Origin of the sequence: Metabacillus fastidiosus NBRC 101226 (assembly GCF_001591625.1) — a bacterium.
GTDB classification, from domain to species: Bacteria; Bacillota; Bacilli; order Bacillales; family Bacillaceae; genus Metabacillus; species Metabacillus fastidiosus.
In genome coordinates this window covers 22,384-32,284 of record NZ_BCVG01000035.1, presented here as the reverse complement: position 1 = coordinate 32,284, position 9,901 = coordinate 22,384, and the positions used below count along the sequence as shown (strand labels likewise).

Genomic DNA, 9,901 nt, shown 5'->3' with positions numbered 1-9,901 from the left:
GGACCTTTACGGGCAGTGGATCTCTAACTTCACTTCTTCGAGTTTGTAGAGTTTTGAAGTGGGAGTCTTACTGCCCGTTATGGCTGGGATAAATTTAAATACTATTTTTAATAGTCCATTCCTTTGGGGAAATTTTATTAATACTCATAGAACATATGCTAGAATTGCAAGCTAGATAGTTAAAGATTGCTCTAAGGAAAATCATATGATATGCTCTATTAAAATGAAGAAAATACTGGGGAGCTGTTACTGGCTGAGAGGATATGTAAGATATCGACCCATTAACCTGATCTGGATAATGCCAGCGGAGGGATGTACATAAACTACATTTATAGTGAAATGTAAGTCTGCATACTTTCGGGTGCAGGCTTTTTTGTTTTTTAAACTAATTTTACTAAAAAGGATGGAATCAGAATGAAATTTTCAGAGTATTTAAGGAAAAAGGTAGAGCGTATTTGGGATGCAAGCTTTCAACATCCGTTTGTTACAGGAGTTGCTGACGGATCACTTCCGTTAGAATGTTTCTCTTATTATGTGCAGCAGGATTCTTTTTATCTTTCTTGCTTTGCACAAGTACAATCTATTGGTGCTGCAAAATCTTTAGATTTTTATACAACAAGCAGAATGGCTTTCCATGCTAAATCATCTTATGATGCAGAGCATCTTTTACATGAACAATTTGCAAAAGAACTTGGCTTATCAAAAGATGGGGTTATCGTTGTAGAAGAGCCAGCACCGACGGCTTTAGCTTATACAAATCATTTATTTTCTGTCGCGTATAAAGGATCTTTAGGAGAAGTGATAGCTGCTATCCTGCCTTGCTACTGGCTTTACTATGAAATTGGTGAAAAATATAAAGGCTCTACTCCTGATGTACCAATCTATCAAAAATGGATTGATGCATATGGAGATGATTGGTTTGAAACATTAGTAGTAGAACAGATTAACCGTTTGGATGATTGGGCAGAAAAAGCATCAGAAGACGAAAAGAAACGAATGGAATCCATTTTCATTACGAGTAGCAAATATGAGTACATGTTTTGGGAAATGGCTTATACACTTGAGAAGTGGCCGATATAATAGGGAAAACCCGCTTTTAGGAGCGGGTTTCTTCTTCATATATTAAGATAAAACAAGTTTAATAACAACGCCATATACAATACCTAATAAAATAGAGGAAAGTGTTCCTAACAGGAAATATTCAGCAAAGTCTTTATCATCCATCTGTTTGAACCGGGCTAATGATTTTGCAGCAACAATAAATGCTATCGAAGTAAATGCTCCATTAATAATTAGGATAATAACTAACAGCCTCTCTAAATATCCAATTAAAACTCCTCTAGCTAAATCCTGCTTTCTCACGATAATATAAGAAAATTCCTCTGAAATGCTCGTACTTTTCTGATTCACATATTCAGTATTATTATGGACATCCTTTAATATATATTTCCCTTCATATAAGGATAAATGATTAGGTAGAATGCCTAAAAGAAGTCTGATTAAATGTCCGCTCACTGTCGTAGAAATAATGGCCATAACAATCAGGAAAAGAATTATGTTAACTGCAGATATTGTTATATTTCCACCTTTTATAAGATGAAAAAGAGATAGTATTTTCGTTACATAGTCTAATAGATTAATATTAAAAAAGATCATACAGACAAAGAGCAGGGATATTATATGCAGTAATTGATCAGTAATGAAAAGATAAAAATCAAGTAAGGAATAGCTTGAGCGCTTTTTAATTTTATCTGTTAACATAATTTTTAACATATCGATTATGTAATGAAAGACAGTAATAGTAATTGCAGCGATAATAACATCTGTTAGGAAATTATCTGCTTTTTCTGTGGAAAAGTACAAAATGAGTAATGTTATAAACATTAAAATAAAATGATGAAACAAATGTTTCTTTAAATATTTTCGCTTATCGGCGACCATTCTATTCGTTTGAAAATAAAAATCCCCTAGCAAATGAGCTAAAAATAAACTTAAAAATACCATCGTTTCCTCCTTTGCCTTATAGATCTGGATATATCTGAGTTAAATTCTCTTCCAGATTTTTTTGAATAGAACTGTTTAAGCTGTCTATTGCTAACAAAATTTCTTTAACAGCTGCATATTCAGCAGATCCATAACAGCCTAAGATTTTTTGTATCTTATCATAGTTTTCATTTAAAAGTTCACATTTTCCACGTTTATAATGAGTGGAAATAGTTGCCTGTGTTTTATTTAGTAACTGAGCTATTTTCTTTTGTTCGTTAAATATAGAATAGAGAGAATAGATCAGCTTCTGATTTTCGGATTGATTTTCTAATAATGCCTGCTGATTTTCTAACAATAAATTTATTATATCTGTTTTATTTATTACATCCTTTTGTTCTTCAGCTCCAAACAGCATATTTCTTTTTCTTTTTTTATCTGTCTTTATGTTCTCACTCGCTTTTTTTGCTTTTTTAATAAGTGGGTGGTTCCATATTTCAATATCAATTCTTTCTATATCCTCATCAATAAATCCATATGATAAACCGAAGTAAGGTTTATGGTTATCATATTTCCAGTGCTGTCTAATTGTATATGCTACTGTATACGCGCTGAAAAGGTACTTTCCGATGAATAAAATTTCGTCCCCGCGTCGGTGGGAAACGATAAAAGGTATTGTATCGTTGCACCAATTGCTAATATGATTTTCCCATTGTTGTAAATAATTCGATAATTCTATCCAGTGACTTTCATCAGAAGAGTTAGTCACATCCATAATAAAAAGGGAAACAGGCTGTTTCATTTGAAAAAACCTCCATAGACGAGTTTAAAAGATATTATATAATACTTAGATGAAATATTCAAAGTGATCATAACTTAGATAAAATAGTCTAAGTTTACTTAGCTTTACAGAAAAATATAGTTGAATTTAATATATAAGTAAAATATTATATAATTAATTACTTATATTAAAATGACAAGGAGGTGAATCTTTTGCTGAATATCGAAAAAGCAGCAGTTGTATTGAAATTATTAGGAGATAAAACCCGTCTGACAATGATTAAGATTTTGGATTCTCATGATTGCTGTGTATGTGAATTTGTTGAAATATTTAAAATGAGCCAGCCAGCTATAAGCCAACATATTCGCAAATTGAAAGATATGGGGATTGTAGGAGAGAAAAGGAAGGGACAGTGGATTATTTACTCATTGAATAAGGAAAGCGAGTATTATTTGTTTATCCAAACATTACTCCAGGACCTTCCAGATCAAGACTTTAAGTTAAAACAATTAGAACAGCAAGGATTACGAATTTCATGTGAATAGTTGGAGGATATATTTTGGTATCAATAATATTAGCAATATTGATTTTTTTACTTACATTAACACTTGTCATCTGGCAGCCGAAGGGACTTTCAATTGGATGGTCAGCTTGCGGAGGAGCTGTTTTAGCCTTAATTGCAGGTGTTGTTGATTTTCAAGATGTCATCGATGTAACATCAATCGTTTGGAATGCAACATTAGCTTTTATCGCAATTATTATTATTTCACTTATTTTAGATGAAATTGGATTTTTTGAATGGGCTGCTTTACATATGGCCAGAGCGGCTAAAGGAAACGGTGTAAAAATGTTTATATATGTAAGTATCCTTGGAGCTGTCGTAGCTGCATTTTTTGCAAATGACGGTGCGGCACTTATCCTTACACCGATTGTACTAGCGATGGTCCGAAATTTGAATTTTAATGAAAAGCTCGTCTTCCCATTTATTATGGCAAGTGGATTTATCGCTGATACAACATCACTGCCTTTAGTCGTGAGTAACTTAGTAAATATCGTGTCAGCTGATTTTTTTGGTATCGGATTTGTCGAGTTTGCGACTAGAATGATTGTGCCGAATTTATTTTCTTTAGCAGCAAGTATTTTAGTTTTATATCTTTATTTTAGAAAGAGCATACCGAAAAATTATGATTTCACCCAATTAAAAAAGCCAATTGAAGCAATTAAAGATGAAAAAATGTTTAAGCTATCCTGGTTCGTATTAGGAATACTTCTTATTGGCTATTTTGGAAGTGAATTCATCGGTGTACCAGTATCATTTTTCGCTGGAATCGTTGCAGTTTTATTTTTAATTATGGCAAGACAAAGCACTGTTGTTAACACAAAAACGGTCATAAAAGGTGCCCCTTGGGCAATTGTTTTTTTCTCAATCGGAATGTATGTCGTTGTATATAGCTTGAGAAATGTAGGCTTAACAAATTTGTTAGCAGATCTTATCGAGCAGACAGCAAATCATGGATTATTTGCTGCGACGATCGGAATGGGTTTTATAGCAGCAATTTTGTCTTCTGTTATGAACAATCTGCCAACTGTGATGATTGATGCACTTGCTATTGCCGATACAAATACAACTGGAAATATACGAGAAGCACTTATTTATGCCAACGTAATCGGTTCAGATTTAGGACCGAAAATTACGCCAATCGGTTCACTGGCAACATTGTTATGGCTCCATGTTTTATCTTTAAAAGGTGTGAAAATTTCATGGGGTACTTATTTTAAAACAGGTATTATCTTAACGATTCCAACCTTGTTCATTACATTAGCCGGCCTTTATATTTGGCTGCTTATTATTCATTAAAAAGGAGAAATAAATGATGTCTAAAAAAACAATTTACTTTTTATGTACTGGAAACTCTTGCAGAAGCCAAATGGCAGAAGGATGGGCAAAAAAATATTTAAATGACGACTGGGAAGTAAAAAGTGCTGGGCTTGAAGCACATGGATTAAATCCAAACGCGGTAAAAGCAATGAATGAAGCTGGAATTGATATTTCCAATCAAACATCAGATGTCATTGATCCGAAAATTTTAAATCATGCTGACTTAGTCGTTACATTATGCGGCCATGCAGCAGACCATTGTCCTGTTACACCACCACATATTAAAAGAGTACATTGGGGATTTGATGACCCAGCTAAAGCAGAAGGAACAGATGAAGAGAAATGGGCTTTCTTTGGGCGTGTTCGAGATGAGATTGGGGAGAGAATTAAGCGATTTAGAGAGACTGGAGAATAAACTATAGATAAGGATGATATAACAGTGGAACATGTTTTAAATATCGTTGATTTCAGTACTACTGAATTTGGTACTATTTTTATAAAAATAACTATTCATGATGCAGACTTAGGAAAGCAATTTGAAGGAGAAGTTAAGTTCATGGACGGCCAGCCGTTTGGAGATTTAATTCATGCTGATAGATCACCTTTATCATCTGCATGCAGGGAATATGTGTGCAATCGTTTAATAAATAAATATAAAGCAGGAGAATTTATTTAAAGAAAAATGCCTTTGACTGTCAAAGGCATTTTCTCTATTTGGAATAGACTTAAGCTAAGTCAACGATAGTTCCTGTACCGCCGCTTTGTTCATATGTATATTGAAGCAAAATAGCAATTTCAAGCTGTTGAACTTTCTTTACGATTTCTTCTGTTGCTGGATTTTTTTCTTTATTTGTTTGTAATTCTACAATATCAATAAAGAATAATGGATTCCAAGTTGATTGTTCTGTTACTTTTATTAAAGCTTGTTTTGTATCGCTCTCAGGCAGTGAATCAAGGTCAGCCTCATTTTGAAGATATGCACTGATCTTTGTTTGCAGTTCAGGGAAAAGAGAGTGGTTGCGAGCTTTTCCAGTCCAGTATCTTGTATTGCCGAAGTCTCCTTCAATACGGTGCATAATTCCGTGCCAGTAGCTTCCAGTATCATGAACTCCGTAAATAATAGAATCTTGTAAAGCTTCATGGCAATCTTCTAAATTATCATTCCATAAATGAAGACCTGCAACGAAAGAAATAGCATAAGGTCTTTTATCTGCTTCTTCATTTGAAAGATTATCAACAGAAATATCATTAATTTGATCGTCTAATTCTTTGCTCCAAACACTTTCACGAATGGCATCACGGTCTGTTACCCATTCAATTCTTAACTCTTGTAAAGGATTGCGGCTTTCCAGTTGTTCTACGATTTGTTTCAAAATAATCTTCTCGCTTTCTGTTTAATTTAAAGTTCTATAGTTCATTATAGTGTTTTATGAACAAATAAGAAACTATCCTGTTTTATTGAGCAGTGGAGGTATTGTAAATAGAGTCGTATAATTGAATCAGCTTTAAATCCAACTCAGTGATTCCTCTTGCATTCCAAGAAGTTAATTTTAATGTGACGACCGTATAATCAATCGAAATAAATGGATGATGATTTTCATCCTCTGACAGTTTTGCTATTTCATTTACAAATGCGATAGCATCTGTAAAAGTCTTGAAACGGTATTTTTTAATAAGCCATTTATCGTCTTGTAATTTCCAACCGCTTAGTTTTGTTAATTTCTCTTCAATTACAGGTAAAGGGAGTTTTTCCAATAATATAACCTCGTTTCTATTTTTAACTAGATATTATCATTAATACTTTGAATGAGGAATATTTAGTCATAATTGCTGAAAATTAACTTGGAACTAGTTATGATTGAGAAAAAATAAAAGGAGTGTGTCATTTGGATAAAATGGAATTTAATAGAAATTTGTATTATATCGAAGTTATTCCTTTCGAAGACAAAAGCGAGAAGGATGATACAGGTTCATACGAATATTATTACAAAGGGAAACATTTATTATTTCGTTCAGAAAAAGAGAGGATAAGAGCTAGAATATATGAGGGAGAAGACGTCATCTCTTTTTCAAAAAATCCACTCTTATTTTTGGAAAAGATTTAGAAAAGCTAAAAGAGTATTTAAATGAAAAATACGGCATGAAAAAATTAGGATTTTTCAACAAAGAGAGTTCAAGTTATGTAAATCTATAATTGATTTGATAAAGATTTATATAAAGGAGAAGTGGAGATTACCTTTGTATTGGTATAAGTCCATTAGAAGCTGGGACAGCAGGACAAGTATTATATTTTTACCATGATTGGGGAAACCGTTCTATCTATAATGCATCGCAACTTCTTAATTACTAAGATGCGACGCATTATTAATTATAATAAATCTTTTTTGAGAAATCACAATAGCAGTGCAGCTATATATTAAAGCTTAGGAATTCTGCTCTTTTCCCGTTTTCTTACGAATCTTTGCAATTACTATTAGTAATAAAGGAAGAAAAAGACCGTAAATAGATATGTAAGGTACCCAAATTTTCACATTAAATTCAATGGAATGGGCAGTGTTAGGGTGCACGATACGTGCAATGACTACTAAAATGATTCCTAAAGGCAAGGTAAGCGGCCGATAGTTGTTTAAATTCAATGTTTGAGCAAGCCCGATAACAGTTAAGTAAAAGTAAATCATTAATCTAAAATAAATGGTGATGATCCATATAAAAGCTACAATTGCTTCGATCCGCTGCATAAAATTACCGATATTTGCTATTTTTGCTAAGGCGTAGCTCGGATATACTTGTCTTATCGTTGTTTCTACACCAAGTACTAAAAGAGATAAAGCTATGATAATGACTAGAAACATTCCCCCGATTAACATTCCTAGAAAAAAAGCTTTTTTTGCTTGTTTGGATTTATTGATAGATACAGGAAAAATCATCAAAAAAACAAATAAAGGTAAAGCTACAACACCTGTAAAAAGTAAAATAGCACGAATCATTGGTTTTAATTGTATATCAAATACAGGTTGAATATTTTCAACTTCAATTTGAGGAGTAATAAGAGCGACTAAAATAATAAATAAAAAAATAAACCATGGAAATAATAATTCGGCTGAACGAATTACCGTCTCAAGACCATACCGAATTCCGATTACAACAATAAAGGTAAAAAGGATATAAACAGCTTCTACTGGAGTTTCCGGCATCATTTGTGTAGTGATGAACTCCCCAATAAAATATAATAACTCCGCTGCAGTCGTCAATGAGAAGAGAATAAGAGAAATAGACACTGCTTTTCCTAACCATTTACCAAGAATTTGTTCTAACATTTCGATTAAAGTCATATTCGGAAATATATTTCCTAAAGAGATGTATAACATGACCAGCAACAGTCCCAGTCCCACACCTATTATTGCTGCAATCCAAGCATCCTGCTTAGCCTCTTGAGCTATACTGGATGGAATAATTAAAATAGCTGTACCTATCGTATACAAGATAACTAAAATTAAAAATTGACGAGAGCTTATTTTAATATTTTCCATGTATGACCAACCTTGCTATTTTTTCGTAATATCCCTATATATTCTTACTCTAATATGTTTTATTTATCCCATTCTTAACGAGAAGGAAGACTCCACAATCCATATTCTGAAAAAAAAGAAAAGGAACTGTTCGTAAAGAGTTTCTTTCCTATGTTTTTATTTTTTAAATTTTTTCCTCATAAAAGCCGTTGTCATTAAGAGGGAAGGAAATAAAAGTCCGAAGGTTAGTGTGTATAGTCTCATGGTTTTCGGAACCTCTGTTAATTCATAAACAATATTTGGAGATACAATAATGGAAAGAATGATAATAATTATTCCTAAAGGATATGTCAGTGTACGATATTCTTTTAAATTCAGCGTTTGAGAAAGACTTAAAGCTGCTCCGTAAAAACAAACAGTTAATTTAATATAGATAGAAAAGAACCATATAGTAGCAACTATTACTTCGATTCTTGTTAGAAAATCTCCTATATTAATTTTTCTGGCAAGGCTGTATGTTGGATAAATTTGCGATTCCGTTATATCAGAACCGAGGACAAGGATGCTCAGTGTTACAATAATAACAATTATTGTTCCTCCTATCAGTATCCCGATAGAACTAGCTTTCTTAAAATCTTGAGACCGATTTAATGAAGGGAAAATCATTAAAAAAACAATAAGTTCTAAAAAAGGGAACACAATAAACGGACCGCTCGCTTTCAAAACAGGTATTATTCCATTTCCAAGCACCGGCTGTATATTCTCTATCTTTGCTTGAGGGCTAATAAAAATCATAAAGAAAAAGAAAAGCAAGATAACGAATGGAATGAAGATTTCCGCAGCCCTTGCCATCGGTTCTAATCCCAGTCTTGCTCCCATTATTACGATACTTATAAAAAAAATATAAACTGCAAGCGGAGGGGTTTCTGATAAAATTTGTGTTGCCATAAAGTCTCCTATATTCCTCAGTACAAGAGCACACAAAATCATTAAATAAATAAAAAAGAAAAAGGAGACTGTTTTTCCAAACCATTTACCGAGAATTTCTTCACTATATTCGACCAGTGTCATATTAGGATAAAGCTTTCCAAGTCTGTTATACAATGGTAGTATAAAGAATAATCCGACTCCGACTCCAATTATTGCTGAAATCCAAGCATCCTGTTTTGCAAAGGATACGAGTATAGAAGGTGCCAGCAAAATAGAAGTACCGACAATATATAAAATAATAATAACTGACAATTGTGTAGCGCTTATTTTCTGTTGATTAGACATTGTTTTTCCTTCTTCTTGAAATAGTATGTGAACGATGAATCAAATTATCTAAGTTGAAATTAAGGTTCATTATTTTAATAAATAATCATATAAGAACCAGCTGAACGGTTTAAAAATGGTGGAGATCAAATCAATAGGGTTCGGAATATTCACATTCAAAGCCATAGCAATACTTAGTCCAATTGCAATAATTAAAAGAATGGAAAATGCCCACATTTCCCTTTTAAGTTTATTTTTTAAAAGGTAAGGAACTTCCAGGGCAATGATTATAATTGCAATTACTAAAATCCCTCCAATTTTCAACATTTAAATATCCTCATTCCATCTCTCTATTTAAAATGCCTGTATTCGTTTTTATGCCATTTTTAATGGATTGTATGACTCCTACCCGATATTCTAAAAAACAAGGAAGATTAGGTAGGAAATCAACTTCTCGTAAAGGTCCGATAAGTCAATCTAATAATCAGTGGGGGA

At 32.9% G+C, this 9,901-nt stretch carries 13 protein-coding genes and 1 riboswitch; of the genes, 6 read left to right on the top strand and 7 right to left on the bottom strand.

The annotated features are described in order from the left end of the window. Nucleotides 1-226: 226 nt before the first annotated feature. Nucleotides 227-331: riboswitch (TPP riboswitch) on the top strand. Nucleotides 332-414: 83 nt separating this feature from the next. Next, nucleotides 415-1,080, top strand: coding sequence for a thiaminase II (gene tenA, locus BFA01S_RS10560; protein ID WP_066229624.1), 666 nt, complete (start codon nucleotides 415-417; stop codon nucleotides 1,078-1,080). Nucleotides 1,081-1,122: 42 nt separating this feature from the next. Here the strand turns inward: tenA and BFA01S_RS10555 are convergent, their stop codons facing one another. Together BFA01S_RS10555 and BFA01S_RS10550 are read right to left on the bottom strand one after the other, a co-directional pair. Then, complete coding sequence (locus BFA01S_RS10555; protein ID WP_066229621.1) at nucleotides 1,123-2,004, bottom strand: DUF3307 domain-containing protein; 882 nt, start codon at nucleotides 2,002-2,004, stop codon at nucleotides 1,123-1,125. Between the two features lie 16 nt (nucleotides 2,005-2,020). After that, the gene (locus tag BFA01S_RS10550) at nucleotides 2,021-2,785 is read right to left on the bottom strand and encodes a hypothetical protein (protein WP_066229618.1); all 765 of its coding nucleotides are present in this window, start codon (nucleotides 2,783-2,785) and stop codon (nucleotides 2,021-2,023) included. 191 nt (nucleotides 2,786-2,976) lie between these two features. On the opposite strand from BFA01S_RS10550, the gene BFA01S_RS10545 reads away from it, so the two are divergent. The 4 genes from BFA01S_RS10545 to BFA01S_RS10530 are packed head-to-tail and all read left to right on the top strand — an operon-like array spanning nucleotide 2,977 to nucleotide 5,319. Then, nucleotides 2,977-3,309, top strand: a complete 333-nt coding sequence (locus BFA01S_RS10545) for an ArsR/SmtB family transcription factor (protein WP_412758862.1) — start codon at nucleotides 2,977-2,979, stop codon at nucleotides 3,307-3,309. A 14-nt stretch (nucleotides 3,310-3,323) separates the two neighbouring features. Next, complete coding sequence (locus tag BFA01S_RS10540) at nucleotides 3,324-4,622, top strand: arsenic transporter (RefSeq protein WP_066229613.1); 1,299 nt, start codon at nucleotides 3,324-3,326, stop codon at nucleotides 4,620-4,622. Nucleotides 4,623-4,638: 16 nt separating this feature from the next. Beyond that, on the top strand, nucleotides 4,639-5,058 hold the full coding sequence (gene arsC / locus BFA01S_RS10535) for an arsenate reductase (thioredoxin) (protein WP_066229610.1): 420 nt from the start codon (nucleotides 4,639-4,641) through the stop codon (nucleotides 5,056-5,058). A gap of 24 nt (nucleotides 5,059-5,082) precedes the next feature. Next, entirely contained in the window at nucleotides 5,083-5,319 is a 237-nt protein-coding gene (locus BFA01S_RS10530) for a hypothetical protein (RefSeq protein ID WP_066229607.1), read from the top strand. Between the two features lie 49 nt (nucleotides 5,320-5,368). Here the strand turns inward: BFA01S_RS10530 and BFA01S_RS10525 are convergent, their stop codons facing one another. Together BFA01S_RS10525 and BFA01S_RS10520 are read right to left on the bottom strand one after the other, a co-directional pair. Then, complete coding sequence (locus tag BFA01S_RS10525; protein ID WP_066229604.1) at nucleotides 5,369-6,016, bottom strand: hypothetical protein; 648 nt, start codon at nucleotides 6,014-6,016, stop codon at nucleotides 5,369-5,371. An 82-nt stretch (nucleotides 6,017-6,098) separates the two neighbouring features. Continuing rightward, nucleotides 6,099-6,398 (bottom strand): 4a-hydroxytetrahydrobiopterin dehydratase, encoded by a 300-nt coding sequence (locus BFA01S_RS10520; RefSeq protein WP_066229601.1) that lies wholly within the window; start codon nucleotides 6,396-6,398, stop codon nucleotides 6,099-6,101. Between the two features lie 131 nt (nucleotides 6,399-6,529). Between BFA01S_RS10520 and BFA01S_RS10515 the strand changes: the two genes are divergently transcribed. Then, nucleotides 6,530-6,748 (top strand): hypothetical protein, encoded by a 219-nt coding sequence (locus BFA01S_RS10515; RefSeq protein ID WP_412758861.1) that lies wholly within the window; start codon nucleotides 6,530-6,532, stop codon nucleotides 6,746-6,748. 318 nt (nucleotides 6,749-7,066) lie between these two features. Here the strand turns inward: BFA01S_RS10515 and BFA01S_RS10510 are convergent, their stop codons facing one another. From BFA01S_RS10510 to BFA01S_RS10500, 3 genes are all read right to left on the bottom strand, one after another. Next, nucleotides 7,067-8,173: a GerAB/ArcD/ProY family transporter gene (locus BFA01S_RS10510; RefSeq protein ID WP_066229598.1), complete on the bottom strand. Its 1,107-nt coding sequence runs from the start codon at nucleotides 8,171-8,173 to the stop codon at nucleotides 7,067-7,069. A 156-nt stretch (nucleotides 8,174-8,329) separates the two neighbouring features. After that, on the bottom strand, nucleotides 8,330-9,427 hold the full coding sequence (locus BFA01S_RS10505; protein ID WP_066229597.1) for a GerAB/ArcD/ProY family transporter: 1,098 nt from the start codon (nucleotides 9,425-9,427) through the stop codon (nucleotides 8,330-8,332). 69 nt (nucleotides 9,428-9,496) lie between these two features. Continuing rightward, nucleotides 9,497-9,733: a hypothetical protein gene (locus BFA01S_RS10500; protein ID WP_066229592.1), complete on the bottom strand. Its 237-nt coding sequence runs from the start codon at nucleotides 9,731-9,733 to the stop codon at nucleotides 9,497-9,499. Between the last annotated feature and the right edge of the window lie 168 nt (nucleotides 9,734-9,901).

Coding starts and splice junctions, on each gene's coding strand:
- tenA (WP_066229624.1), top strand. CDS start 415: ATGAAATTTTCAGAGTATTTAAGGAAAAAGGTAGAGCGTATTTGGGAT.
- BFA01S_RS10555 (WP_066229621.1), bottom strand. CDS start 2,004: ATGGTATTTTTAAGTTTATTTTTAGCTCATTTGCTAGGGGATTTTTAT.
- BFA01S_RS10550 (WP_066229618.1), bottom strand. CDS start 2,785: ATGAAACAGCCTGTTTCCCTTTTTATTATGGATGTGACTAACTCTTCT.
- arsC (WP_066229610.1), top strand. CDS start 4,639: ATGTCTAAAAAAACAATTTACTTTTTATGTACTGGAAACTCTTGCAGA.
- BFA01S_RS10510 (WP_066229598.1), bottom strand. CDS start 8,173: ATGGAAAATATTAAAATAAGCTCTCGTCAATTTTTAATTTTAGTTATC.
- BFA01S_RS10505 (WP_066229597.1), bottom strand. CDS start 9,427: ATGTCTAATCAACAGAAAATAAGCGCTACACAATTGTCAGTTATTATT.
- BFA01S_RS10500 (WP_066229592.1), bottom strand. CDS start 9,733: ATGTTGAAAATTGGAGGGATTTTAGTAATTGCAATTATAATCATTGCC.